Source organism: Pseudoflavonifractor sp. MCC625 (assembly GCF_018784545.1).
GTDB lineage: Bacteria > Bacillota > Clostridia > Oscillospirales > Oscillospiraceae > Pseudoflavonifractor_A > Pseudoflavonifractor_A gallinarum.
Map to the genome: position 1 here is coordinate 40,634 of NZ_WQOJ01000030.1, position 26,593 is coordinate 67,226.

Genomic DNA, 26,593 nt, shown 5'->3' on the forward strand with positions numbered 1-26,593 from the left:
GCGTCAGATGTGGTTTCCCTGGATGACGGCCAGGAACTGCTTGCCGTACTGGGCCAGCTTGTGGCTGCCCACGCCGGGGACCCGCTCCATCTCGGAGAGGGTGGCGGGCTTGCGGGCCGCCATCTCCCGCAGGGTGCGGTCGGTGAAGATGACGTAGGCGGGCAGGCTCTTTTTCCGGGCCAGCTCTCCCCGCAGGGCCCGCAGGTTCTGGAAGAGGGTCTCGTCCACCGGTCCTCCGGGGAGGGGCTGAGGCCGCTCCCGGCGGGCGGGACGGGACTGCCCGGCCTTCATGCGCATGGTGACCTGTGCGCTTTCGGCGGAGAGCTCCCGGGCCCGGGGACCCTGGGAAAGGACGGGGTAGTCCCCGTCGCTGAGGGCCAGATACCCCTGGTCCACCAGGTGGCGGATCTGGGCCTTGACCTGCTCCACCTTCCGGTGGGACAGGAGCCCGAAGGAGCGCCGCCGGTCCAGATCCCAGCGGAGGGTGCGCTCGTTCTCCCGGCCGCAGAGGAGGTCTGCGATGGTGGTCACGCCGAAGCGCCCGCCGCACTCATCCACGGCGGAGAGGATGGCCCGGGCCTCCTTGGTGATGTCCACATCCTCCCACCCATCGGTGCAGTTGGAGCAGTGGCCGCAGGAGGGGGACGGGGGCTCCTCCCCAAAGTAGCGGAGGATGAAATGGCGCAGGCAGTCGTTGGTGGTGGCGTAGAAGGTCATGGTCTTGAGCCGGTCCATCTGCCGCTGGCGCAGGGCGGAGAGGGCCTCCTCCTCCACCCCCTCGGGGGCCTGGGACTGGTCGATGAGGTAGCGGTTCGTGATCACGTCCCGCCCGCTGTACAGGAGGATGCAGTCGGCGGGACTGCCGTCCCGTCCGGCCCGGCCCGCCTCCTGGTAGTACCCTTCCAGATCCAGGGGCATGTTGTAGTGGACCACATAGCGGACGTTGGACTTGTCGATGCCCATGCCGAAGGCGTTGGTGGCCACCATGACGGGGCACTCGTCGGTGGCAAAGGCGTCCTGGTTGGCCTGCCGTTCCTCGGGGCTCAGTCCGGCGTGATAGCGGGTGGCGGCCACGCCGTGGGCCTGGAGAAAGGCGCAGACCTCCTCCACCGCCTTGCGGGTGGAGCAGTAGACCACGCCGCTCTCATTCTGCCGCCGCAGGAGGATGGAGAGAAGCTCGTCCTTCCGGTTCTGGGGATGGCGCACCTCAAAATAGAGGTTTTTCCGGTCAAAGCCGGTGGTGGTGGTCACCGGGTCCTGGAGGGAGAGCTTTTGCAGGATGTCCTCCCGCACCTCGGGGGTGGCGGTGGCGGTAAAGGCTCCCAGGGCGGGGCGCCTGGGCAGGGAATCCAGAAAGGCGGGGATCTTCAGATAGCTGGGCCGGAAGTCGGTGCCCCACTGGGAGACGCAGTGGGCCTCGTCCACCGCCACCATGGAGATCTGGGCCTGCTGGGCGAAGCGGAGAAAGCCGGGACTCTCCAGCCGCTCGGGGGCCACATAGATGATCTTATAGCGGCCCTGCCAGGCCCGCTCCAGGGCCAGGGCATACTGCCGCTCGGTGAGGGAGCGGTTGAGATAGGCCGCCGGGATGCCGGCCTGCACCAGGCTTCCCACCTGGTCCTTCATCAGGGAGATGAGGGGGGAGATCACCAGCGCCACCCCCGGGAGCATGATGGCCGGGAGCTGGAAGCACAGGGATTTGCCCGCGCCGGTGGGCATGATGGAGAGCACGTCCCGCCCCTCCAGCAGGGCGTCCACCGCCCGCTCCTGGCCGGGAAGAAAGCCGCGGTATCCAAAATAGGCCTGGAGCATCTCCAGTTTATAGGACATGGGGGACCCCTCCTGTCTGCACTCGAACAATCGTTGCTATTGTAGCACAGATCGCGCCCCGAGACAACGGGGGAGGAAATTGCAAATGCCCTTTTACCATTTAGACTGATTTCGATGAAATGGGAATTCTATGTTCCAAATCGGAAGGGGTACAGATAAAAACCTCCACGAGATTTTCAATGCCTCGTGGAGGTTTTCTTCACATGATCCTCAGAAAGTAATATTCACAACTTCGGTATCCACAATGGTTTCCCAGTTCTCGAAGTCGAACACATGGAACGACAATTCCACATCATTGATTGCTGTGATGTCGTTTTCACTCAGATCGGATTCCATAAATGTGATGGTATCCACCGCTTTCTTTCCTGCAACCACATTGCAGGAGAACATAGCATTCACCATAAAACCGTTGATGGATACGTCCCTGGTCTGCACCGTGATATCCTTGTCGCTGTTGTTTTCCATATAAACTACGATGCTTGGGCCAAAGATGGATTCATCCTCTGCAAGGCCCTTGATGACAATTTTTACACCATTTCCATCATAGGCTAAACTGCCGCTGTCGTCAAAAGTGTATTCATAAGTATCCGCGATGGAAGTTTTAAGCTGGATTGCATCGGTATCGAGGTAGGTCTCCCATTCGGCCGTATCAAAGATGTGGAATGCAATCTCCATATCAGCGATTGTATCAATACCGCAGGCTTCAAAACTTGATGCCGCAAAAATTAAACTGTCGTTGGCTTTTTTGCCATTCACAACATCCACAGACATCATCGTTTCTGCCATGTATCCGTTCACGCAGGCGTTTTTACATTGAAAGGTTAAGTCTTTACCGGAATTGTTCTCAATAAGGAGTTTAATCTCCGGTCCAAAGATTCCGTCCATTTCGAGGCTTTTTGCTGTGATTTTTACTCCGGATTCCTCCAGAAGTACCGTTTCAGGAATCGTCACTTCTTCCGGCTCCGTTTTTCCTGCCTGCTCGCTCGGCTGTGCTTCTGCACCGCTGTTTCCAGTCGTAACAGAGGAAGCATCTTTGATTTCTCCACCGGAAGAATCTCCGCAGGCGGCGAAGGACATCACGATGACGAGGGAAAGGATAGCGGCTAAAACTCTTTTCATGTTCTCTTCTCCTTTACTTTGCATCTTGTGGCATGAAAATAACTCCAATATTACCAGACAAACATACAGCTCAGCATTTCTTTTCTCGCCACATTTGGGTTCAGTATACCAAGTTTAAAAATATATGTCAATAATCGTATATATGAATTATCGTATATATTAAAAATCGCACATACCTCCTATACTTCATAGTAATAGGAGGTACTGGTAGATGATCAGCTATGAACCGTTATTTCGGACAATGAAGGAAAAGGGGATCACATCCTATCGTTTGGGAAAAATGGGATTTCCCTTATCGAATTATTATGCTATGAAGCGTGGTGAGAATATATCTACACACACATTAAACCAGTTATGTAAATTACTTCAATGCAAAGTAGAAGATATATTGGAATATTTAGACGAAGAATGAACTGCGGATATGGGGAGTGATCCTGTATCTGTGGTTTTTTTATATCGTAAAATATGACTTGAGTGCACCTGTTGGAGCATATTTGGACCCTAAATCAGGATTTTACAAATCCGGGCAAATAGGATATAATAAAGTGTTATAAATCCCTATAATTCCCTATAAGACCTAGATTCTGAGGTGCTTGCGTGAAAAAAACTTACCTGGCAGGCCTGGCGGCCTGCGCACTCCTGCTGACCTCCTGCGCGCCTGCGGGGGAGGGAAAGCAGGATCTGCCCACCGTAGCGGCCACCACCTGGCCGGTCTACTGCTTTGCCTCCGCCGTGGCGGAGGGCGTGGAGGAGATCCGGGTGGTGCCGGTGGTGAATCAGCCCATGAGCTGTCTCCATGACTATACCCTGTCCATCCGGGACATGAAGGCCCTGGACGGGGCCGACCTGATCCTGGAAAACGGCGTGGGGATGGAGGACTTCATGGCGGATGCCGTGGCCGCGTCCAGAACGCCGGTGGTGGACTGCTCCGCCGGCGTGGAGCTGCGCCACCTGGACGAGGACGAGGAGGGCCATGTCCACGAGGAACACGAGGGGCATGACCACGGCGAGTATGACCCCCACATCTGGATGGACCCGGAGCGGGCCGCCGTGATGACCGGGACCATCGCCCAGGCTCTGGCCCAGTGGGACCCGGACCATGCCGAGACCTACTATACCAACGCCCAGGCGGCTCAGGAGAAGCTGTGCGCCCTGGCGGAGGAGGGGCGGGAGACCCTGTCCGGCCTGACCAATCGGGAGCTCATCACCTTCCACGATGGCTTCGGCTATTTTGCCGAGGCCTTTGACCTGCACATCCTCAAGGCCATTGAGGAGGAGGAGGGGAGCGAGACTTCCGCCCGGGAGTTCAAGGAGCTGGTGGAGCTCATCCGCGCCGAGGAGATCCCGGCGGTCTTCACCGAGGTCAACGGCTCGGACGCCACGGCCCGGGCGCTCTCCCGGGAGACGGGGGTGACCAGCGCCCCCCTCACCATGATCATGAGCGGAGAGGGGAGCGGCCTGGACCCCTACCTGGAGGCCATGGAATCCAATCTTGAGACCATTTTGGAGGCACTTGCATGAGCGTACAGAAACATCAGAATGCCGGAGAGGGGTGCACGGGCGCCTGCTGTCTCCGGCTGGACAAGCTGGGGGTGGACATCGGCGGAGACTCCATCCTCCACGACGTGAGCTTCCACCTCCACTGCGGGGAGATCGTGGCCCTCATCGGGCCCAACGGCGCGGGAAAGAGCTCTCTATTCCGGGCCATCCTGGGGCAGATCGGCCACACCGGCAGCATCGACTTCCAGCAGGCCGGCGGGAGCCGGACCCGCCCCCTCATCGGCTATGTGCCCCAGAGCCCCAGCTTTGACCGGGGGGACCCGGTGAGCGTGCTGGACTTTTTTGCGGCGGCCATCTCGGACTGGCCGGTCTTTCTGCCCACACCCCGCCGGCTGCGGGAGCGGGTGCGCAGCTGTCTGGAGCGGGTCCACGGGGCCTCCCTCATCGACAAGCGCCTGGGGGCCCTCTCGGGCGGCGAGCTCCAGCGGGTGCTGCTGGCCCTGGCACTGGAGCCGCTGCCCCACATCCTGATCCTGGACGAGCCCCTCTCCGGCGTGGACATCGACGGGGAGCGGCAGCTCCTGGACATGCTGGATGAGATCCGGCGCAGCTATGATCTCTCCATCCTCCTCTCCACCCACGACTTTGCCACCCTGGAGCAGTTTGCCGACAAGGTGGTCCTCCTCAAGAGCAGCGTGCTGCGGGTGGGCCCGCCCCGGGAGGTCCTCACCTCGCCGGAGTTCCGGGAGGTATTCCATCTGGATCTGCGAAAGGAGGGGATGTAACATGGAGCTGTGGTATGCTCTGGTAGAACTGCTCCCCTTTGAGTGGGCCCAGCCGGACAGCATGTATTTCATGAAAAACGCGCTGCTGGCCATCCTGGTGATCTCGCCCCTCTTTGGCCTGCTCTCCACGATGGTGGTGGAGAGCCGGATGTCCTTCTTCTCCGACGCGCTGGGCCACTCGGCCTTTACCGGGATCGCCATCGGGTCCCTGTGCGGTCTGGCCGAGCCCATGTGGTGCGCGGTGGTCTTTGCGGTGATCTTTGCCGTGCTGTTTACCTACGTCCGCCGGCACACCAACCTGGCCAGCGACACGGTGATCGGGGTCTTTTCCTCCACGGCGGTGGCCCTGGGCATCTTCATCGCCACCCTGGGCGGGGGAAGCTTTACCAAATTCAACGCCCTGCTGGTGGGCGATATCCTGAGCGTGGAGCCGGGAAAGATCGGCCTCCTGGCGGCCATCCTGCTGGTGGTGGTCGTGCTGTGGGTGTGCTCCTTCAACCAGCTGATGCTGGCCTCGGTCCATCCGGCCCTGGCCGACAGCCGGGGCATCCGGGTGTTCTGGCAGGAGAGCCTCTTTGCCGCCGCCATCGCCGTGGTGGTGACGGTGTCCATGACTTGGGTGGGCCTGCTGGTCATCAACTCGCTTCTGGTGCTGCCCGCGGCGGCGGGGCGGAATCTGGCCCGGAACCTGCGGCAGTATCATCTCTTCTCGGTGGTGGGCGCCCTGGTGGCCGGAATTGCGGGGCTCTTGACCTCCTATCAGGTGGGGGCCTCCACCGGCGCGTGCATCACCCTCTATCTGGCGATCTATTTTGCGCTGACCTTCTGTTTCCGCACCCGGCGGATGTAAGAAAAGAAGGGGGAACACTTCATGAAACAACGGCAGAGTCTTCAAATCGTCCTGGTCCTGGTGCTGCTGGCACTTTTGGTGGGCGCGCTGTCCTACTGGGATGGACAGCACCGGAGGGAAGGGCCCCCGGGCCAGACCTCTGCCGTCTGTATGACGGTCCCAGCCGTGGGATAGAAAGAAGGAATGAAACCATGAAAACGGGAATCGTGCTGGAGGGCGGAGCGCTGCGCACCATCTTCTCCAGCGGCGTGACGGACGGCCTGCTGCGGGGCGGGGTGGACTTCTCCTATGTGGTGGGGGTCTCCGCCGGGATCGCCTACGGGGTGAGCTACCTCTCGGGGCAGTTCGGGCGGAATCTGGAGATTCTGACCCGCTATGCCAACGATAAGCGGTATATGAGCAAGCGCAACCTCCTCCGTCCGGGCAACCACTGCTACTTCGGCCTGCGCTTTACCTATGAGGAGATTCCCAACCGCCTGGTCCCCTTTGACTATGAGACCTTTGCCGCCTGGCCCGGAAAGGCCGAGGCGGTGGTCACCAACCTGGAGACCGGGCGGCCCGAGTACCTGGAGGTCCCCCGCCGGGACGACCAGTTCCTGCTCTTACAGGCCACCTGCGCCATGCCCCTGCTCTTTCCCATCTATAAGCTGAACGGGATCAAGTGCCTGGACGGCGGGGCGGCCGACGCCATCCCCTTCCGGCGGGCCTTCCAGCAGGGATGCGACCGGGTGGTGGTGGTCCTCACCCGGGAGCGGAGCTACCGCCGGCAGCCGGAGAAGCTCCAGCCCCTCATCGACCTGCGCTATCACAAGTATCCCCATTTCTGCGAGACCATGCGCCGCCGGGCCGAGACCTACAACGCCGACCGGGAGGAGCTCTTCCGCCTGGAGCGGGAGGGAAAGGTCCTGCTGCTGGCCCCCGAGGACACCCGTGGATTCTCCCGGGTGGAGCGGGATGTGGACAAGATCCGCGCCCTCTGGCAGTCCGGCTATGACCAGGCCATGGAGCGCATGGAGGAGATCCGGGACTTTCTCGGTCTGGAAGAGACGGCGGGGCGGTAAAACGGTTTTGCAGGAAAATTTACAGGACCATTCATAATATGGTAACATTTTCATGCTATAGTAGACCTCAAACAATTGCGCCATAGGAGGCAAAAGTGTATGGTGCCGTGGAAAAAGTGCGCATAGAATGGAGGTTTTTGTATGGCGAGCAATCCGAATTACGGCGTCGTGACCGAAGAGATCCGGCGCTTGGCGGCCCTGACCCAAGAGAATAGTTGCATCAACCCGGATGACTACGTGCGTTATGACGTCAAGCGCGGTCTGCGAGACCTGAACGGCAAGGGCGTTGTGGCCGGTCTGACGGAGATTTCTGATATTGTGGCCAAGCAGGTGGTCAACGGTGAGAGCGTCCCCTGTGAGGGCAAGCTCTATTACCGGGGCATCAATGTGGAAGACCTGGTACAGGGCGTGCTGAAGGAGGGGCGCTACGGCTTTGAGGAGACGGCGTACCTTCTGATGCTGGGCCAGCTGCCCAATGAGGCCCAGCTCCGGGAGTTCCGCGGGCAGCTCTCCTACTACCGCACTCTGCCCAACAACTTTGTGCGGGACATCATCCTCAAGGCCCCCAGCCGGGACATCATGAACTCCCTGGCCCGGAGCGTGCTCAACCTGGCCTCCTATGACGAGGACGCCGACGACATCTCCCTGCCCAATGTGATGCGCCAGTGCCTCCAGCTGCTGGCGGTCTTTCCCATGCTGGCGGTGTACGGCTATCAGGCCTACAACTACAAGAGCGGCAGCAGCCTGTACATCCACGCCCCCCAGCCCGAGCACTCCACCGCCGAGAGCATCCTGGCCCTCCTGCGGCCTGATTCGGCCTACTCCTACTGGGAGGCCCACGTGCTGGACATCTGCCTGATGCTCCACGCCGAGCACGGCGGCGGCAACAACTCCACCTTTACCACCCACGTGGTCACCTCCTCGGGGACCGACACCTATTCCTGCATCGCAGCCGCCCTGGCCTCCCTGAAGGGCCCCCGGCACGGCGGTGCCAACATCAAGGTCATCCAGATGTTTGAGGACATGAAGCAGGTGGTCCGGGACTGGAAGGACGAGGACGAGGTGCGGGCCTATCTCCGGGCCCTGCTGGACAAGCGGGCCTTTGACAAGTCCGGCCTGATCTACGGCATGGGCCACGCGGTCTACTCCCTGTCCGATCCCCGCGCCAACATTCTCCATGGGATGGTGGAAAAGCTCTCCCGGGAGAAGGGACGCATGGAGGAGTACGAGCTCTACTCCCTGGTGGAGCGCCTGGGTCCCGAGGTCATCTCCGGCGAGCGGAAGATGTACAAGGGCGTATCGGCCAACGTGGACTTCTACTCCGGCTTCGTCTATCACATGCTGGACCTGCCCCAGGAGCTCTATACCCCCCTCTTTGCCATGGCCCGCATGGCAGGCTGGGGCGCCCACCGGATGGAGGAGCTCATCAACATGGGCAAGATCATCCGGCCCGCCTATCAGTATGTGGGCACCCATCAGGATTACCTGCCCCTCAAGGAGCGGGACTGAGCGCCCAGACATCCATGAAAAAGCCCCCGGCTGTCCTCCCGCAACAGGGAGGAAAGCCGGGGGCTTGTTTTGTGCTCAGGCCCCGGGCTTCTGGATCTGATCCAGGATGGAGGCCTTTTCGGCCCAGTTGTTGCCGTAGTCGGGGCGGTGGACGGTATCCATGATGTCCCGCACGTCATAGAACTGGGTGTAGTGGTGTCCGCCGTAGCGCAGGGTGGTCCCGTCCGGATGGAGCCGGTCGCAGATGACGGCGGAGAGATCGTCCTTGATGTAGGAGAAGGAGTTGACGCCCACGCTGGCAAAGATCCGGAAGCCCTGGCTCTGGAGGTACTGGAGCTTGGGGCCGGTCTGATGCCAGTCGTCCCCGTCGGGGCGGGCGCCGTGGGGATAGAAGAGGATATTGGTGGGACCCACCAGGGAGCCCACCTCCTCGGCCCAGCGGACGGTGTCCCGCTTGACCCAGTCCAGATCCACCTTGGAGGAGCCCAGGTTGATGTGGCCCCAGGTGTGGGAGCCGAAGGTCCAGCCGGTGTCCTTGAGGCGCTGAATAATGGGCTTGACCGCCTCGATCTCGGCCTGGCGGTTGGCGTCAAAGGCGGGACGGCGGGGGTCGTCGGCGGCGATGTCGATGTCGTTCTGGGTGCGGTAGCCCAGGATGCCCTCATAGCCGGTGAGGGAGAAGCAGCCCTTAGCGCCGTTGAGGGAGAAGTCCGGGTGGGCCCGGACAAACTGGTCCAGAATGGGAGTGGCGTCCAGATCCTGGGTGAGGAAGGTCTCCTTGGTGTTGGGATCGGTGCACTCGGCCCAGATGTCCCCGTCCTCGCCCAGCACCAGCTTGGAGGTGAAGCCCTCGGCCAGCATGTACTCGTAGTAGTTCACATCGTCAAAGGAGAGGACCAGGGGCTTCTTGCCCTCGGGCAGCATGAGGGTGTTGCGCTGCATCCGGGACTCGCCGCTCTCAGTGGTGTACTCGCTCCACACATCGCACATGTTGACCAGGATATAGTCCCGCCGGTAGAGCTCGTCCAGGATCTTCTTGAACTCGTCGGCGGTGAGCATCCAGTCGTCCAGGCCCTTCTGCCGGTTCTCCGGCACGGCACTGGAGAAGGTGAACTCCGGATAGGCGATGACCGGGTGGAAGAAGAGATGCTCCACCACCTGGTTGGGGCCCCAGGCCTGGGTGAGCTGGTCCTCCGACCAGTAGGTGCGCACGGCCTCCTCCGGGTCGGGCGTGGGTGTGGGCGTGGGGGCCGGGGCAGCGGAGGCGCTCGGCTCCGGTCCGGGTGTTGCGCCGGGCTTTTGGCAGGCGGCCAGAGAAAAGGTCATCAGTAGGGCCAGAGAAAAGGCCGCGCCGCGTTTCAGGCAATTCATAAAGCTCGCATCCTCTCTTTATCATCTGTATTTCCGGAGGAAGGAGGAGAAGACGGCGTCCCAGGGGACGATGCTCCTCCGGCAGACACTATCATAGCGCGGAAAGGACCGAAAAAAACCACAAACAGGTTACAAATTCTTACGAAATTCCGTCGAATCGTGTAAGATTTGGAAAAGGTCCGGTCAGGCGGCGGAGAAGGGTGCGGGCACCCGCCGTACCAGCAGGAGGGAGACCGCTCCGGTGACCGCCCCCGTCACCAGAGAGCAGAGGAGCAGCGGGGCCAGATAGACCAGCGGGGCCCGGCTGCCCAGCACAGCCATGGCGGCCAGGATCTGCCCGGTGTTGTGGGCGGCGGCCCCGGCGATGGATACGCCGTAGAGGGAGAGGGCGGGGAGCCGGAGCAGGAGGGCCATGACCCCCAGCGCCAGCAGTCCGCCGGTCAGGGAGAAGGCCAGGGCCATCAGATTGCCCCCCAGAAGGTTGCCCAGGAAGCAGCGGGCCAGGAGGATGAGGAGAGCCTCCCGCCCGGAGAGGCGGCACAGGGCGTATACCGTCACCAGATTGGCCAGGCCCAGCCGCAGGCCGGGCAGGGGGATGAGGATGGTCAGCGGGGCCAGACCCTCGGCCACCGAGAGGGCCAGGGCCAGAGCCGTCAGTACGGCGCAGCGGGTCAGTCGGGAAACAGACAAGGCGGGCGCTCCTTTCACAGCAGGGGAGAAATCAGGATCTGCCCCGGCAGGCCCTGCGCAGCTGGGCCGGGGTGGAGGTGATGGCGCCGGTGGGACAGGCCTGGAGGCAGTCGCCGCAGCGGATGCACTCCACGCTGTTGGGGCGCTGCCAGACCGGGATGTCCAGCTTACAGGCGCTCTGGCAGTGGCCGCAGCTGGTGCAGCGGTGGGCGTCCACCTTCAGCCGGTACAGGGAAATGGGGTTCAAGAGGCCGTAAATGGCCCCCAGGGGACACAGATACCGGCAGAAGGGACGGTAGACCAGAAGAGAGAGCACGATCAGCAGGATGAGGAGCAGACTCTTCCAGGCGAAGAGAAACCCGAGGACGTCCCGCAGCATGGGATTGACGGCGGCCAGGGGCCAGCCGGCCAGCAGGGTGCCGGAGGGGCAGACGTACTTGCAGAACCAGGGGGAGCCCTGTCCGAAGGCGTCCACCGCAAAGAGGGGGAGCAGGATGACAAAGCCGATCAGCAGCAGGTATTTGATCCTGCGCAGCCATTTCTCCCCGGGCAGACGGCGCAGCTTCCGCACGAAGGGGATCTTGTGGAGCAGGTCCTGCACCAGGCCGAAGGGACACAGCCAGCCGCACACAAAGCGGCCCAGGGCCGCGCCGATGAACATCAGAAAGCCCAGCACATACAGAGCGGTCCTGGCCCGGCCGCTGGCCAGGGTGGACTGGAGGGCGCCCAGGGGGCAGGCGCCCAGCGCGCCGGGGCAGGAGTAGCAGTTGAGCCCCGGGACGCAGTAGGCCTTGGAGGGACCCTTCCAGATGGTCCCGGAGGTAAAGCCCTGCACATAGCCGTTGGTGAGGGCGGTCCAGGCCAGCTGGACCCAGGTCCGGAGACCGCGGCGCTTCTTATCCAATGCCCACACACTCCAGACAGAGATTCACGGCCTTCATAAAGACCGCGTCCCGTCCCCCCAGACGGGTGCCCACCACCATCAGGGCCGCCCCCAGCCCCAGCACAAGCAGAGTGGGGAGAAAGGCGCGCACGTTCTTCACTGCACTTCCTCCAGGGTCTCCTCAATGACGGCGGCCCACTGGTCCTTGGTCTTGGCCCCCATGTAAAACTTCCCCACCTGGTTGCCCTCGGAGTCCACAAAGAAGGTGGAGGGCAGGGCGTAAATCTGCCCCAGGATGGGATAGAGGCTCTCCGAGGGGAGGAGATTGGTGTAGGTGACGCCCGAGCCCTCCGCGATGGTGCGGGCCTCCTCCACCTGCTCCGGATTGAGGGTGCCGTCCTGGTTGAGCACGTCGCTGACGATGCCCACGATCTGGAAGCCCTGGTCGGCGTACTCGGTGTGCAGCTCGGCCAGCGCGGGCATCTCCTCCTTGCAGGGGGGACAGAAGGTACCCCAGACGTTGATCATGGTCAGGTCATAGTCGGCCAGGATGGACTGGTCCACCGCCTGGTCGTTCAGGTCGGTGGCGGTAAAGGTGCTGAGGACGCCGCTCTGTTCCTGGGCCGTATCCTCCGCAGCGGCAGAGGGCGAGGGGGAAGGGGAGGGCGAGGGCGAGGCGGCGGTGGTTCCGCCGCCGCAGGCGCTCAGGGTACAGGCCAGCAGCAGAGCCGAGGGGAGCAAGAGTCGGGGAAATTTCATAAAATACTCCTTATAGATTTGGAATCAATGGGGGATTGCAGTAGTTTGATTCTACCACAGGGGAGCGGGAACGTCCATGTCTTTACCGGGCAGGGGACATGGACCAGGCCTGAAAGACGTGTCCGTCCTCCAGGTCCTTCCACTGGAAGCGGCCGTCCTCCAGCAGCAGGACGCTGTGGGGGCTGTTCTCCTTGGGAATGGAGACCGAGCCGGGGTTGAGATAGGTAAAGACCGGCCCCTCCACACAGACCGGGACGTGGGTATGTCCGTGGAGCAAAATGTCTCCGGGCTGGAGCTTGGGCGGGTGGTCCAGATGAAACTGGTGCCCGTGGGTGGCGAAAATCAGGTGCTCCCCCTCCTGGAGGAGGGCATAGTCGGCCAGGACGGGAAAGTCCAGCACCATCTGATCCACTTCCGCCTCGCAGTTGCCCCGGACGCACAGGATCTGGGAGGCGAGGGGATTGAGCATGGCGATGACCTCCTTGGGGGCATAGTCCCGGGGCAGGTCGTTGCGGGGCCCGTGGTAGAGCAGGTCCCCCAGCAGGAGCAGCCGGTGGGCGCCCTCGGTGTGGAAGGCGTCCAGCAGGCGGGCTGTCCAGTAAGCCGACCCGTGCAGGTCGGAAGCGATGAGCCATTTCATGAGCGGATACTCCTTTGCGTTGGAATACGATTGAGTATACCACAAAGACATGGGGAAAGAAAAGAGCGCCTGTCCCCCAAACGGGTGGACAGGCACTCAGCGTGCGTGAATAGGTTCGACAGGTCTCTCAAACAGGCTTTAGGACTTTGGCTTGGGCTTGAAGAGAAGGGCCACCAGGTAGCCGAAGAAGATGGCGGCGGTGATCCCTCCGGCGGCGGCAGTGATCCCGCCGGTGAGCGCCCCCATTACGCCCTGTTCCTCCACCGCCTTGCGCACGCCCTTGGCCAGCAGATAGCCGAACCCGGTCAGGGGGACGGTGGCCCCGGCGCCGGCAAAGTCCACCAGATGTTCATAGATCCCCAGCCCGCCCAGGACCACGCCGGAGACCACATAGGTCACCAGGATCTTGGCGGGCGTGAGGGAGGTCTTGTCAATGAGCAGCTGTCCGATCAGACACAGGACGCCCCCGCACAGAAAGGCGCGGGCATATTCCCAAAAGAGATCCATATGCATTCCTCCTCAAACCTGGGTGGAGATGGCCACCGCGTGGCAGATGGCTGGGATGCTCTCCCCCTGCATGGTGGAGGTGGGGGAGAGGAGGGCGCCGGTGCCGCAGAACAGGATGTGCTTCCACCGGCCCTGGAGCATGCCGTTCAGAAGATGGCCCGCCAGCACCACCGCGGAGCAGCCGCAGCCCGAGCCGCCGCAGTGGACGTCCTGCCCCTCCAGATCGTAGATGAGCACCCCGCAGTCCACCAGGTTTTTCAGATCCACGCCGTCCCGGTGGAAAAAGTCCAGCACGATCTCATGGCCCAGCTTGCCCAGATCCCCCGTGACGATGAGATCGTAGAAGGAGGGCTTGCGCCCCGTGTCCGAGAGATGGTTGCGGATGGTGTCGTAGGCCGCCGGGGCCATGGCGGCCCCCATATTGGCCGGGTCCTGGATGCCCTTGTCCACGATCTTGCCGGTGGTGACATGGGTCACATAGGGGCCGCTCCCCTCGGCGGTCAGGATGAGCGCGCCCGACCCGGTCACCGTCCACTGGGCGGTGGGGGTGCGCTGGCCGCCGTATTCCAGGGGGGTGCGGTACTGCCGCTCGGCGGAGCAGAAATGGGAGGAGGTCACGGCGGCCGTCAGGGTGCCGAACCCCCCGTCCAGCAGCATGGCTGCCAGAGAGAGGGACTCGGACATGGTGGAGCAGGCCCCATACAGGCCGAAAAAGGGGACGTCGGTCCCCCGGACGGCAAATCCGGTGCCGATGCACTGGTTGAGCAGGTCCCCGGCCAGGATATAATCCAGACAGGAGGCGGCCTTTTCCGCCTTCTCCAGGGCGGCGGACAGGGCCAGACGCTGCATGGCGCTCTCGGCCTTCTCCCAGCTGGTCTCGCCGAAGGTGTCATCCGCGCCGATCTGGTCAAAGGTGGCGGCCAGCGGCCCCTCGCCCTCTTTTTTCCCCACCACGCTGGCAAAGCCGGCGATGGAAGGAGGGCGCGTCAGAGCCACGGTCTGCTTGCCCCGTCGTTTGCTGTTCATGCCTTTCGCCTCCAAATGTTGTTCTCGGGCCTAGTTTGAACAAAAAGAAAGGGTCTTATGCACGCGGATTTTGTGGGGGGAACGTCTGGTCAAAGCGGGATGTTTCGAGTATAATATTTTTATCCTGTGCGGCCGCGGAAGACAGCGGGCACTCCTTTTGGGAGGAGTGCATGCGCGGCGCGGCGGCACTGCTTTTGTGGAAAAAAGGAGTTTTTATGGCGGAAGAGAAACGAACCATTGCCTATATCTGTCCCGCCTGCCGGCAGAGCGTGATCCTGGAGCGGAGCGTGTTCCAGCTGGCCGCGGCCCCCAATGAGCTGCCTTGTCCCTGCGGGAAATCGGCCCTGCGGGTGGAGATGATGGGGGATCGGGTGCATTTGACCGTGCCCTGTGTCTCCTGCGGAGGCGAGCACCGGGTGACCTGCGCCAGCCATGACTTTCTCCACCGGCGGGGACTGGCCTTCTCCTGCGGGAAGTCGGGCCTGGACTGCTGCTATGTGGGCGAGGAGGACACCGTGTTCGGCGCGGTGCGCCGCCTGGAGGAGGCCGTGGACAAGCTCCACCGGGAGGCCGGCGAGCGGGGCGCGTTCCTGGATGAGATCGTCATGCACGAGGTGCTCTCCGAGATCCGGGACATCGCCAAGCGGGGCGGGATCTCCTGCTCCTGCGGCGGGAAGGAGTGGAAGCTCCAGGTCAATTACAGCTCGGTGGACCTGGTCTGTGCCGCGTGCGGGGGCGATCTGCGCATCCCCGCCGCCACCGAGAGCGATATTGAGGACATCTGCTGCAAGCACACCCTCCGCATCCACGGACGCCGGGCGTGACGGCGGAAAGAGGAGGGAAATATATGTATTTCACCTATGAATATACCATTGACTCCCGGGATACCGATCCCTTCAACCAGTGCCGCCCCTCGGCCCTGCTGGGGCTTTTGCAGGAAGCGGCCACCGAGGCGGCCGTGGCCCTGCATGTCTCCCGGGAGGAGACGCTGGAGCGGTACAACTGCTTCTGGATGCTGGCCCGGATCTGGTACCGGCTGGAGCGGCCTCTCCACTGGAACGAGACCGTCACGGTAAAGACCTGGCACCGGGGCGGCAAGGGGGCCTCCACCTACCGGGACTATGACCTGTATGTGGACGGGGTCTATGTGGGCGAGGCGGTCTCCACCTGGGTGCTGGCCGATCTGGAGACCCACAAGCTCCTGCGCCTGTCCAAGGTGACGGAGTTTGTCGGGACCGACGGGGGAGAGCTGTGCAAGGAGCGCACCCTGGGCAAGATCCACCTGCCCGCGGAGATGGCCCTGGCGGAGGAGCGGCGCATGCACTACAGCGACGCCGACGTCAACCGCCATGTGAACAACAGCAAATACGCCGATTTTATCTGCGACGCTTTGCATATGGAGAAGCTGGGCGAGGGGAAGTTCCTCTCGGAGCTCCAGGTGGGATTTTTGGCGGAATGCCTGCCGGGCGAGACCATTGAGGTCTATACCGGCACGGAGAACGGCATGTGGTATGCCCACGGCTCCGACCGGGATGGAAAGAGCCGGTTTGACGCGGCCCTCACCCTTGCGCCCCTTTCGGAAACGGAGGGTTGACAACCTTCGACACAGATAGTAAAATAGGAAAAATTCATTGCAGATAAGGAGATGCACTATGGTCAATACGGATGCAAGCCAGAAGTTTACCAAGCAGGGGCTCACCTTCGATGATGTGCTCCTGGTGCCTGCTGAGAGCAACGTACTCCCCGCGGACATTGACCTGACCACCAAGCTCACCAAGAAGATCACCCTGAACATTCCTCTGATGAGCGCCGCTATGGATACCGTGACGGAGTACCGCATGGCGATCGCCATCGCCCGGGAGGGCGGCATCGGCATCATCCACAAGAACATGTCCATCGGCGCCCAGGCGGAGCAGGTGGATATGGTCAAGCGCTCGGAGAACGGCGTTATCACCAACCCCTTCTGGCTGGCGCCCGGCCACACGCTGGCCGAGGCCGACGAGCTGATGGCCAAGTACCGCATCTCCGGTGTGCCCATCTGTGACAACGGCCGTCTCATCGGTATCATCACCAACCGCGATATGAAGTTTGAGACCGATATGAACCAGCTCATCGACAACGTGATGACCAAGGAGAACCTGGTCACCGCCCGGGAGGGCATCACCCTGGAGGAGGCCAAGGAGATCCTGCGCCGCCACAAGATCGAGAAGCTGCCCCTGGTGGACGAGAAGGGCAACCTGAAGGGCCTCATCACCATCAAGGACATCGAGAAGGCCAGCGTCTACCCCAACTCCGCCCGTGACGAGAAGGGCCGCCTGCTGGTGGGTGCCGCCATCGGCGTCACCTCCGACGTGATGGACCGCGTCTCCGCCCTGGTGGACGCCGGCGCCGACGTGCTGGCTCTGGACTCCGCCCACGGCCACAGCCACAACATTCTGGAGTGTGTCAAGCGCATCAAGGCCCTGTACCCTGACGTGCAGCTCATCGCCGGCAACGTGGCCACCGCCGAGGGTACCCGTGCCCTCATCGAGGCGGGCGCCGACTGTGTGAAGATCGGTATCGGCCCCGGCTCCATCTGCACCACCCGCGTGGTGGCCGGTATCGGCGTGCCCCAGATCACCGCTGTGTATGACGCGGCCTGCGTGGCCGCCGAGTACGGCGTGCCCATCATCGCCGACGGCGGCGTGAAGTACTCCGGCGACATCGCCAAGGCCATCGCCGCCGGCGCCAACGTGGTCATGCTGGGCTCCCTGCTGGCCGGCTGTGAGGAGTCCCCCGGGGACACCGAGGTCTACCAGGGCCGTCAGTTCAAGGTGTACCGCGGCATGGGCTCTCTGGGCGCCATGGCCTGCGGCTCCAAGGACCGCTACTTCCAGCAGAACAACAAGAAGCTGGTGCCCGAGGGCGTCGAGGGCCGCGTCCCCTACAAGGGACTCACCGGCGAGACCATCTATCAGCTCATGGGCGGCCTGCGCGCCGGTATGGGCTACTGCGGCTGCCCCACCATCGCCGATCTGCAGCAGAAGGCTCAGTTCATCCAGATCACGGCGGCCGGCCTGCGGGAGTCTCACCCCCACGATATCTACATCACCAAGGAAGCTCCCAACTACACCGTCAGCCCCCAGTAAACTCAAACACAAGGGCCCGCGCCAGGCGTTGGCGCGGGCCCTTCCGCATGTCGGACAAGTCCGACATGCTTCTCAAAAATGCGAGCATTTTTTCGAGAGGATGCAGGCCGCTGCATGCATCGTCGGGTCAAAGTCCGCACCATTCGCCCCGGCCTGACAGCCAGGGCTCATTTCACTCCCTTGCCCCTCCTCTCCCAAACAAACCCGCTTCGCTGGGCTTCGTTTGGGTTCCTGGGAAGGGGCGCACGCTTGCGGCCTGAGGGGTGTGTTTTCCGACGTACACGCCGCCGGAAAACACGCTTTGCCTCTCTTCCGTTGTCTGCGGACAACGGAACTCTGCGAGGCTCTTGCAGTGCAAAGGGCAGAAGTACACGTTATTGACAGTCTGGAGGGACGGCCAGAGGCCGCCCTGCGGAAGGAGGAGGTCCAGTATACTGCATCTGTTGTTGAGCCGGGGAGGAGGCGCGGCCTCCGGCGAGCTCTTCCGGCGCATTCGGGAGAGCGGGGGGGAGCGCCCCCAGATCCTCATCGTGCCGGAACAGCACTCCCACGACAGTGAGCGCCGGCTGTGCGCCGCCGCGGGGAACCAGGTCTCCCGCTATGCGGAGGTCCTCTCCTTCACCCGGCTGGCCGGGCGGGTCTTTTCGGTCTACGGAGGAGTGGCCACCCTGGCACTGGACGCAGGGGGACGGCTCCTGCTCATGTATGCCGCCCTGCGGCAGATTGCCGACAAACTCACGGTCTACCGCCGGCCCTCCCGCAAGCCGGCCTTTTTGACGGGGCTCCTCTCCACGGTGGATGAGCTCAAGAGCTGCTGCATCTCTCCCGAGGCCCTCTGGGAGGCCGGGGAGGAGACCGGCGGGGGCGAGGGGGACAAGCTCCGGGACATCGCCCTGATCTTCGGGGCCTATGAGGCCCTCACCCAGCAGCAGGGGGCCGACCCCCGGGACCGGCTCACCCGGCTGGTCACCGCCCTGGAGGGGAGCGGCTGGGCCCAGGGAAAGGACTTCTATCTGGACTGCTTTACCGACTTCACTCCTCAGGAGCGCCAGGTGCTGGCCGTCCTGCTCCGGCAGGCCCGGTCGGTGACGGTGACCCTCACCTGTGACACCCTGGAGGAGGGGGACGGAGAGGGCGGACTCTTTACCACGGCCCGGCGCACCGCCCGGCAGCTCCTCCGCCTGGCCCGGGAGGGGAGAGTTCCCGCCGATACCCAGGTGCTGGAGGGGAGAGGGGAGCGGAGCCCGGCCCTCCAGGCGGTGGAGGAGGAGCTCTTCGCCCTGCGCCCGGGCGAGGCCAGAAGCGACTGGGAGGGGATCTCCCTCTTTGAGGCGGCCGCCCCCTACGCCGAGGTGGAGCGGGCTGCCGCCGGGATCCTCCGCCTGGTCCGGGAGGAGGGCTACCGTTTCCGGGACATCGCGGTGACCGCCCGCTCCATGGAGCTCTACGGCCCCCTGATCGAGACGGTGTTCGGGCGCTACGGAGTGCCCGTGTTCCTGGGGGAGATGAGCGACATCCTGCAAAAGCCGGTGCTCTCTCTTATCACAGCCGCCCTGGATACGGTGGCGGGGGAGTACCGCTATGAGGATCTCTTCCGCTATCTCAAGACCGGGCTCACCGACCTCACCGACGAGGAGCGGGACCGGCTGGAGAACTATGCCCTCAAATGGAACCTGCGGGGCGGGCAGTGGACCCAGAAGGGGGACTGGACCATGCACCCCCAGGGCTACGGCCTGTCCTGGAGCGAGGAGGACCGCGCCGCCCTGGCAGAGCTCAACGCCCTGCGCCGGAAGGTGACCGGGCCCCTGGAGAAGCTCCGGCTGGGGGTGGACCGGACCGGCCGGGGACAGACCATGGCCCTCTATCAGTTTTTGGAGGAGATCGGCCTGCCCCAGCGCCTTCTGGAGCGGGAGGAGGCCCTCCGCGCCCGGGGAGAGCCCGCCCTGGCGGAGGAGTACCGCCAGCTCTGGGACATCCTGTGCGACGCCATGGAGCAGTGCGCCCGCATTCTGGGCGATCTGCCGCTGGAGGGGGAGGAGTATGCCCGGCTCTTCTCCCTGGTGCTCTCCCAGTACAGCGTGGGCTCCATCCCGGTCTCCCTGGACCGGGTCCACGCCGGGGAGATGCCCCGCCTGGCCCACAAGAGGTGCAGGGCCCTCTTCCTGCTGGGGGCGGACGATGCCTCCATCCCCCAGGCCTCCCCTGGGCCGGGCCTGCTCAACGACGACGACCGGAGTCTTCTGGCCTCCTTCGGGCTGGAGCTGGCCCCCAGCTTGCCCGACCGGCTGGACCGGGAGATGACCACGGTCTATGAGTCCCTGTGTATTCCAACGGAGCGGCTCTCGGTGAGCTGGCCGGCCGCCGGACCGGAGGGAGAGGAGCGCCGTCCCGCCTTCCTGGTGGGCCGCCTGTGGGGGATGTTCCCCGGCCTGGGGGTGGAGCGGGAGAGTCAGACGGGCGGGACCTTCCGCCTGTGCGCCCCACGGCCCGCCCTAGAGCTGGCCGGGCGCTATCCGGAGGTGGAGGAGGCCCTGGAGGCCCTCCCGGAATACGCGGCGCTGGTGGAGCGGATGAAGCGGGCCGCCGCCCTGGAGCGGGGGCACCTGTCCCCCGCGGCGGTGGCCGCCCTGTACGGACAGCAGGTGCCTATGTCCGCCTCCCGCATGGACAAGTTCAAGTCCTGCCACTTCTCCTATTTCATGCAGTACGGCCTCAAGGCAAAGGCCCGCCGCCCGGCGGGCTTCCAGGCCCCGGAGTACGGCACCTTTGTCCACTATGTGCTGGAGCACGTGCTGCGCACCCTGACGAAAGAGGGCACCGTCCCCGTCCCCCGGGAGATGGAGCAGGAGGAGCTGCACGCCCTGAGCCGGTCGGTGGTGGAGCGGTATGTCCGGGAGAAGCTGGGCGGCCTGGAGGGGGAGTCCCCCCGCTTCCGCTACCTTTTCCGGCGTCTGCTCAAGTCGGTGTACGCCGTGGTGGAGAACGTGGTGGAGGAGCTCTCCCGCTCCGACTTCCAGCCCATCGCCTTTGAGCTGGGCTTCGGCCAGGGGAAGGACCTGCCGCCGGTCCAGCTGAAGGTGGACGGCCTGACCGTGAGCATCTCGGGCTTTGTGGACCGGGTGGACGGCTGGGTGGACGGGGACAAGCTCTGTCTCCGGGTGGTGGACTATAAGACGGGGCGGAAGTCCTTCGACCTCACGGACATCTGGAACGGTATGGGGCTTCAGATGCTCCTCTACCTCTTCACCCTGACCGAGGAGGGGAAGGAGCGCTTCGGGAAACATATCGTACCGGCGGGGGTGCTCTACCTGCCCGCCCGGGACGCCGTTCTGGCGGGGAGCCGCTCCATGAGCGAGAGCGAGCGCCGCCGGGCCATGGACCGGGAGCTCCAGCGCAAGGGGCTCATTCTGGACGAGCCGGAGGTGCTCTCGGCCATGGAGCACGCCGGGCCGGAGGGGATTCACTTCCTGCCTGTCAAGGTCTCCAGCCGGACGGGGGCCGTCACTGGCGACGCCCTGGTCTCGGCCGAGCGGCTTGGCCGGCTGGAGCGCCACATTTCCGCCATCCTCCGGGAGATCGGCGCGGAGCTGGCGGCCGGAAAGATTGCCGCCGATCCCTTCTGGCGGGGACCGGACCACAACGCCTGCCAGTGGTGTGACTACGCCCCCGCCTGCCACTTTGAGGAGGGGCGGGGCGAGGACCGCGTCCGCTACTTCCCCACGGTAAAGGGGGAGGATTTCTGGCGGAAGCTGGGGCTGTGAGGTCCCACACGATTTTGCAGATCAAATTTTTTAAGGAGAGAAGTATATGACCACCTGGTTCAACTCGCTGTTAGGAGAGCTGAGCAACTTTCTGTACACCTATATCCTCATCGCCCTGCTGGTGGTGACGGGACTCTATTTCACCTTCCGCACGAAGGCGGTGCAGTTCCGCCTCTTTCCCGAGGCCATCCGGGTTTTGGGGGAGAAGAAGCGGGACGGAAAGGACATTTCGTCCTTCCAGGCCCTGATGATCTCCACCGCCTCCCGGGTAGGGACGGGCAACATCGCCGGCGTGGCCACCGCCATCGCCACCGCCACCGCTGTGGGCGGATACGGCGCGGTGTTCTGGATGTGGCTGCTGGCGCTGGTGGGGGCGGCTTCCGCCTTTATCGAGAGCACCCTGGCCCAGTGCTATAAGGAAAAACACGGAGAGGACTGGGTGGGCGGTCCCGCCTACTATATCCAGAAGGCGCTGGGCAGCCGGAAGTGGGGCGTGGTCTTTGCCGTACTCCTCATCGCCTGCTTTGCCTACGGCTTCAACGCCCTCCAGGCCTTCAACGCGGGCACTTCTCTGAAATACTATATCCCCCACTATGCCGACTCGATCTGGCCTCTGGTGGTGGGCGGCATCCTGGCCGCCCTCACGGCGGTGAGCATCTTCGGCGGCGTGCGCCGCATCAGCGCCATCACCTCCGGCCTGGTGCCGGTCATGGCGGCCGTCTATATCGCCCTGGGCCTCTTCATCACGGTCAAGAACATCGGCCAGGTGCCCGCCATGCTCTCCATGATCTTCCAGCAGGCCTTTGACCCCAAGGCCATGTTTGCCGGTCTGGGTGCCTCCTGCATCATGCAGGGCGTCAAGCGGGGACTCTACTCCAACGAGGCGGGCATGGGCTCCGCACCCAATGCGGCGGCGGCGGCCGACGTGTCCCACCCGGTCAAGCAGGGCCTGGTGCAGATGCTCTCGGTCTTTATCGACACCATCCTCATCTGCTCCACCACCGCCTTCATGCTGCTCCTCTCCGGGGTGCCCATCGACCCGGCGGTCAAGGACATGGGCTATGTCCAGGCGGCGGTGCTCAACCAAGTGGGCGAGTTCGGACCCCTCTTCATTACGGTGTCCATCTTCCTCTTTGCCTTCAGCTCCCTGGTGGGCAATTACTACTACACCGAGACCAATTTCAAATTCATCCGGGATTCCAAAACCGGACTCAACCTGTTCCGGGTAACCTGTGTGGCCGCCGTCTTCCTGGGGGCCCAGATGGACTTCTCCACCGTGTGGAACCTGGCCGACGTGCTCATGGGCCTGATGGCTCTCGTGAACCTGGTGGCCATCCTCCTGCTGGGCGGACAGGCCCTCCGGGTCCTGCGGGACTACAATGAGCAGCGCCGGGCGGGAAAGAACCCGGTCTACCGGGCCAGCGAGGTGGGGGTGGGCGACCCCGAGATCTGGAACGAGGAACACGCCCGGAAGTGGGAGGAGTAAGCCCCTCCCTTGCATGAGACAGGGCCGGAAGAGCGGCCGGGAAAGGAGCCAGGCGCATGGGATTTCAACTGACCAAACAGCAGCAGGCGGTGGTGGACAACCGGGGCGGGACCCTTCTGGTGTCGGCGGCCGCCGGCTCGGGCAAGACCCGGGTGCTGGTGGAGCGGCTTCTGGACCGGGTGGAGCGGGAGGGGCTCAACGTGGACGCCTTCCTGGTCATCACCTACACCAAGGCGGCCGCCGCGGAGCTGCGCTCCCGCATCGTGGAGGAGCTCTCCGCCCGGCTGGCCGCCCATCCGGAGGACGGGCACCTGCGCCGCCAGTCCACGCTGGTCTACAAGGCGCAGATCTCCACCGTCCACGCCCTGTGCGCCCAGATCCTCCGGGAGCAGGGCCATCTGCTGGACCTGCATCCGGACTTCCGCCTGCTGGACGAGAGTGAGGCGGGCCTGCTCATGCTGGACACCCTCACAGAGGTGCTGGAGCGGCGCTATGAGACGCTGGAGGAGGGGGACGACTTCTCCTTCCTGGTGGACACCATGTCGGCAGGGCGGGACGACAGCCGCCTGGTCCAGATCGTGCTGGACATCCGGGGACGGGTCCAGAGCCATCCCCGCCCGGCGGCGTGGCTGGCGGAGCAGGAGCGTGCCTTCCTGCTGGACGGCGTGGCCGAGGCCGGCGAGACGGTATGGGGCCGGCTGCTGCTGGAGGACGCCGGGCGGCAGGCCGACTACTGGGCCGGGCAGATGGCCCGGGCCCTGGAGCTGTGCGCCTGCGACGATGTGTTTGAGGGAAATTACGCCCCCAGCCTGTCCGCCACACTGGAGGGGCTGCGCCGCTTTTCCCAGGCCGCCCGCCAGGGGTGGGACGCCGCCCGGGAGGCCCTTCCCATCCCCTTCCCCACGCCGGGGAGGAAGAAGGTCCCGGCGGGGCTGGCCGACGCCGAGCGGGTGAAGGACCTGCGCAATCGCTGCAAGAAGCGGATGGAGAAGCTGGCCGAGGGCTTTGTGGACGAGAGCGCCGATCTCCTGGACGACCTGCGGGCGGTCCACCCGGCGGTGCGGGCCCTCTTCGCCCTGGTGCGGGACTTTGAGGGGGCCTATGCCGCCGAGAAGAGCCGCCGGGGCGTGCTGGACTTCTCCGACCTGGAGCATTTGACCGTGGAGCTGCTGGTGGGACCGGAGGGGCCCACCGAGCTGGCCGGGCAGCTCTCCGGGCGGTACGCCGAGATCATGGTGGACGAGTATCAGGACACCAACGAGGTGCAGAACGCCATCTTCTCCGCCCTCTCCCGGGAGGGGAAAAACCTCTTCCTGGTGGGGGATGTGAAGCAGTCCATCTACCGCTTCCGGCTGGCCGACCCCACCATCTTTCTGGAGAAATACCGCACCTTCCCCTCCTATGAGTACGCCAGGGCGGGGGAGAGCCGGCGGATCAATCTGAGCAAGAACTTCCGCTCCCGGCCTGAGGTGCTGGAGGGGGCCAACTTCCTCTTCCGCAACCTCATGTCGGTGGAGTTCGGCGAGATGGACTATACGCCCGAGGAGTTTCTCTATCCGGGGCCCGATTTCCCGGAGATCCCCAATCCCGCCGTGGAGCTGGACGCCCTGGACCTGTCCGGAGAGGACGAGGAGGAGCGCCCCGCCGAGGAGCGGGCGGCCAGGGTCTCCCGGGACCTGCAGGAGGCCCGCTTTGCCGCGGCGCGCATCCGCGCCCTTCTGGACGAGGGCTTTCCCGTGGGGGACGGGAAGGGAGGAGTCCGCCCGGCGGAGCCCTCCGACATCGTCATCCTCTTGCGCTCCCCCAACACCGTGCTTCCCCACTATGCCCGGGCGCTGGCCGAGCGGGGCATCTCCTGGGAGGCCGACGGAGGAGGGGACTTTTTTGCCTCCACCGAGGTGAACGTAGCTCTGGCCCTCCTCCAGATCGTGGACAATCCCCGGCAGGATGTGCCCCTCATCTCGGCCCTGCGCTCCCCGGTGTACGGCTTTACCGCCGACCAGCTGGCCCTGCTGCGGGCGGGCTGCCCGGATGGAGACTTCTATCAGGCGGTTTGCTCCGGGGCCGAGCGGGGGGACGAGCCCTGCCGGGCCTTCCTGGAGGAGCTGGAGGAGCTGCGCTTCGGCGCGGCCGATCAGAGCTGCTATCAATTGCTCTGGCGGCTGTATGACCGCTCCAACCTGATGGGGGTCTTTGGGAGTATGTCCAACGGCGAGGAGCGGCAGGCCAACCTCCTGCTCCTCACCGAGCTGGCCCGGCGCTTTGAGAAGGCGGGCCACCGGGGACTGTACGGCTTCCTCTCCTACCTCACCCGCCTGCAGGAGAAGGGGGAGCGCATCACTGCGCCCGACCCGGGACGGGAGGGGAGCGGCGTGCGCATCCTGTCCATCCACCGCTCCAAGGGACTGGAATTCCCGGTGGTGCTGCTGTGCGGCCTGAGCCGGCGGCTCAACCGGGAGGACATGCAGCGCCCCATCCTCTTCCACCCCAGACTGGGCGTGGGGCCCAAGCGGCTGGACGTGGGGCGGATGGTGGAGTACCCCACCCTGGCCCGCCGGGCGGTGGCCCGGCAGCTGGAGTATGAGATGATGGCTGAGGAGCTGCGCCTGCTCTATGTGGCGGTGACCCGGGCCAAGGACAAGCTCATCCTCTCGGTGGCCCTCACCGGGGGCGGACGGGACATTGCCCGGCTGGCCCCCGACGCGGGTTGCCCGGTGGAGCCTCAGGCCCTGGCCGCCTGTCAGTCGGTGGGCCAGTGGGTCCTCCTGCCCGTCCTGGCCCGGCCCGAGGCGGCCCCCCTCCGGGACGCGGGTGCGGTGGAGGTCCCGCCCACCCTGGCCACCCTGGGTCCGGCCTGGGACATCCGCTGGATCCCCGGCGGGGCGCTGAAGCGTCCCCCTGTGTCCTCCCAGACGGAGGAGCGGACCGTGCGGACGGTCCGTCCCACCGGCATGGGGGAGGGGGAGCTGCGGGAAGCCCTCACCTGGCGCTATCCCTGGGCGCGGGACGTGGAGATCCCGTCCAAGCTGACCGCCACCCAGCTCAAGGGGCGGGAGCTGGACCGGGAGGCCGCCGAGCACACCCCCCAGGCGGGCACACGCCGGGGAGAGGGGGTGCTCCGCCGTCCCCGCTTTGCGGAGGAGGAGTTCGGTTTGACCCCGGCCCAGAAGGGAGTGGCCCTCCACCTGGTGATGCAGTACATCGACTTTTCCAAGGCGTCCTCGGAGGCCCAGGTGGCCCGGGAGGTGGAGCGCCTGGTCCGGGAGGAGTATCTCACGCCGGAGCAGGGAAAGGCGGTGGACCCCGCCCGTCTGGCCGCCTTCTTTGCCTCGCCCCTGGGGCGGGAGGTGTGTTCCTCCGCCACCCTCCGCCGGGAGTTCAAGTTTTCCATCCTGGTCCCCGCCCGGGACTACTGGCCCCAGGCGGGAGAGGGCGAAGAGGTCCTGCTCCAGGGCGTGGTGGACTGCTTCTTTGAGACGGCGGAGGGGATCACCGTGGTGGACTTCAAGACCGACCGGGTGGCGGGGGAGGCCCTGCGCCAAAGGGCGGAGGAGTACCGTCCCCAGCTGGAGGCGTACAGCCGTGCTCTGGAGGAGATCACCGGCCGCCCGGTCTGCCGCCGGGTGCTGTGGTTCTTTTCGGAGAACCGAGGGGTAGAAATGATGTGAACCTGCCGGAAAAATCGGCA

The 26,593-nt window shown here is 64.1% G+C and carries 23 protein-coding genes; 13 read left to right on the plus strand and 10 right to left on the minus strand.

Annotation, left to right across the window (positions count from 1 at the left end):
- Positions 1-3: 3 nt before the first annotated feature.
- Both recQ and GPK94_RS07560 read right to left on the minus strand, forming a co-directional pair.
- The gene (gene recQ, locus GPK94_RS07555) at positions 4-1,830 is read right to left on the minus strand and encodes a DNA helicase RecQ (RefSeq protein WP_215655396.1); all 1,827 of its coding nucleotides are present in this window, start codon (positions 1,828-1,830) and stop codon (positions 4-6) included.
- Between the two features lie 210 nt (positions 1,831-2,040).
- Positions 2,041-2,949 carry a hypothetical protein gene (locus GPK94_RS07560; protein WP_215655398.1) on the minus strand — a complete coding sequence of 303 codons (909 nt, stop codon included), beginning with the start codon at positions 2,947-2,949 and terminating at the stop codon, positions 2,041-2,043.
- 211 nt (positions 2,950-3,160) lie between these two features.
- Here GPK94_RS07560 and GPK94_RS07565 point away from each other — a divergent pair, with 211 nt between their 5' ends.
- The 7 genes from GPK94_RS07565 (at position 3,161) to GPK94_RS07595 (ending at position 8,654) form a co-directional block, all read left to right on the plus strand.
- A complete protein-coding gene (locus GPK94_RS07565; RefSeq protein WP_186962837.1) occupies positions 3,161-3,361 on the plus strand; it encodes a helix-turn-helix transcriptional regulator in 201 nt (66 codons plus the stop codon).
- A 185-nt stretch (positions 3,362-3,546) separates the two neighbouring features.
- Positions 3,547-4,470, plus strand: coding sequence for a metal ABC transporter substrate-binding protein (locus GPK94_RS07570; protein WP_346728002.1), 924 nt, complete (start codon positions 3,547-3,549; stop codon positions 4,468-4,470).
- Positions 4,467-5,234, plus strand: a complete 768-nt coding sequence (locus tag GPK94_RS07575) for a metal ABC transporter ATP-binding protein (RefSeq protein WP_101693585.1) — start codon at positions 4,467-4,469, stop codon at positions 5,232-5,234. The genes GPK94_RS07570 and GPK94_RS07575 overlap by 4 nt, the downstream gene beginning before the upstream one ends.
- Position 5,235: 1 nt before the next feature.
- Positions 5,236-6,084: a metal ABC transporter permease gene (locus tag GPK94_RS07580; protein WP_186962836.1), complete on the plus strand. Its 849-nt coding sequence runs from the start codon at positions 5,236-5,238 to the stop codon at positions 6,082-6,084.
- A 21-nt stretch (positions 6,085-6,105) separates the two neighbouring features.
- On the plus strand, positions 6,106-6,258 hold the full coding sequence (locus GPK94_RS07585; RefSeq protein WP_180956888.1) for a hypothetical protein: 153 nt from the start codon (positions 6,106-6,108) through the stop codon (positions 6,256-6,258).
- A gap of 17 nt (positions 6,259-6,275) precedes the next feature.
- Positions 6,276-7,145 (plus strand): patatin family protein, encoded by an 870-nt coding sequence (locus GPK94_RS07590; protein ID WP_215655400.1) that lies wholly within the window; start codon positions 6,276-6,278, stop codon positions 7,143-7,145.
- 141 nt (positions 7,146-7,286) lie between these two features.
- On the plus strand, positions 7,287-8,654 hold the full coding sequence (locus GPK94_RS07595) for a citrate/2-methylcitrate synthase (RefSeq protein WP_215655402.1): 1,368 nt from the start codon (positions 7,287-7,289) through the stop codon (positions 8,652-8,654).
- Between the two features lie 75 nt (positions 8,655-8,729).
- On the opposite strand, the gene GPK94_RS07600 is transcribed toward GPK94_RS07595, so the two are convergent.
- The 8 genes from GPK94_RS07600 to spoVAD form a co-directional block, all read right to left on the minus strand.
- Complete coding sequence (locus tag GPK94_RS07600) at positions 8,730-10,025, minus strand: hydrolase (protein WP_195278344.1); 1,296 nt, start codon at positions 10,023-10,025, stop codon at positions 8,730-8,732.
- A gap of 183 nt (positions 10,026-10,208) precedes the next feature.
- Positions 10,209-10,715, minus strand: a complete 507-nt coding sequence (locus GPK94_RS07605; protein ID WP_101693580.1) for a Gx transporter family protein — start codon at positions 10,713-10,715, stop codon at positions 10,209-10,211.
- A gap of 31 nt (positions 10,716-10,746) precedes the next feature.
- Positions 10,747-11,619, minus strand: coding sequence for a 4Fe-4S binding protein (locus GPK94_RS07610; RefSeq protein WP_207730425.1), 873 nt, complete (start codon positions 11,617-11,619; stop codon positions 10,747-10,749).
- Entirely contained in the window at positions 11,612-11,758 is a 147-nt protein-coding gene (locus GPK94_RS07615; protein ID WP_180956887.1) for a CD1871A family CXXC motif-containing protein, read from the minus strand. Before GPK94_RS07615 ends, GPK94_RS07610 begins: the two co-directional genes overlap by 8 nt.
- Positions 11,755-12,357 carry a TlpA disulfide reductase family protein gene (locus GPK94_RS07620; RefSeq protein WP_215655404.1) on the minus strand — a complete coding sequence of 201 codons (603 nt, stop codon included), beginning with the start codon at positions 12,355-12,357 and terminating at the stop codon, positions 11,755-11,757. Before GPK94_RS07620 ends, GPK94_RS07615 begins: the two co-directional genes overlap by 4 nt.
- An 82-nt stretch (positions 12,358-12,439) precedes the next feature.
- Complete coding sequence (yfcE, locus tag GPK94_RS07625; RefSeq protein WP_101693577.1) at positions 12,440-12,997, minus strand: phosphodiesterase; 558 nt, start codon at positions 12,995-12,997, stop codon at positions 12,440-12,442.
- A 138-nt stretch (positions 12,998-13,135) separates the two neighbouring features.
- Positions 13,136-13,504 (minus strand): stage V sporulation protein AE, encoded by a 369-nt coding sequence (gene spoVAE / locus GPK94_RS07630; RefSeq protein WP_101693576.1) that lies wholly within the window; start codon positions 13,502-13,504, stop codon positions 13,136-13,138.
- Between the two features lie 12 nt (positions 13,505-13,516).
- Complete coding sequence (gene spoVAD / locus GPK94_RS07635; RefSeq protein WP_215655406.1) at positions 13,517-14,530, minus strand: stage V sporulation protein AD; 1,014 nt, start codon at positions 14,528-14,530, stop codon at positions 13,517-13,519.
- Between the two features lie 215 nt (positions 14,531-14,745).
- Here spoVAD and GPK94_RS07640 point away from each other — a divergent pair, with 215 nt between their 5' ends.
- From GPK94_RS07640 to addA, 6 genes are all read left to right on the plus strand, one after another.
- Positions 14,746-15,354: a hypothetical protein gene (locus GPK94_RS07640; RefSeq protein ID WP_101693574.1), complete on the plus strand. Its 609-nt coding sequence runs from the start codon at positions 14,746-14,748 to the stop codon at positions 15,352-15,354.
- A gap of 23 nt (positions 15,355-15,377) precedes the next feature.
- Positions 15,378-16,124, plus strand: coding sequence for an acyl-ACP thioesterase domain-containing protein (locus GPK94_RS07645; RefSeq protein ID WP_215655408.1), 747 nt, complete (start codon positions 15,378-15,380; stop codon positions 16,122-16,124).
- Positions 16,125-16,182: 58 nt separating this feature from the next.
- Complete coding sequence (gene guaB, locus GPK94_RS07650) at positions 16,183-17,658, plus strand: IMP dehydrogenase (RefSeq protein WP_101693572.1); 1,476 nt, start codon at positions 16,183-16,185, stop codon at positions 17,656-17,658.
- A gap of 446 nt (positions 17,659-18,104) precedes the next feature.
- A complete protein-coding gene (locus GPK94_RS07655) occupies positions 18,105-21,419 on the plus strand; it encodes a PD-(D/E)XK nuclease family protein (protein ID WP_252192546.1) in 3,315 nt (1,104 codons plus the stop codon).
- Between the two features lie 46 nt (positions 21,420-21,465).
- The gene (locus tag GPK94_RS07660; protein ID WP_193536411.1) at positions 21,466-22,905 is read left to right on the plus strand and encodes an alanine/glycine:cation symporter family protein; all 1,440 of its coding nucleotides are present in this window, start codon (positions 21,466-21,468) and stop codon (positions 22,903-22,905) included.
- Positions 22,906-22,961: 56 nt separating this feature from the next.
- Positions 22,962-26,573, plus strand: a complete 3,612-nt coding sequence (gene addA / locus GPK94_RS07665) for a helicase-exonuclease AddAB subunit AddA (RefSeq protein WP_215655410.1) — start codon at positions 22,962-22,964, stop codon at positions 26,571-26,573.
- Positions 26,574-26,593 lie beyond the last annotated feature (20 nt).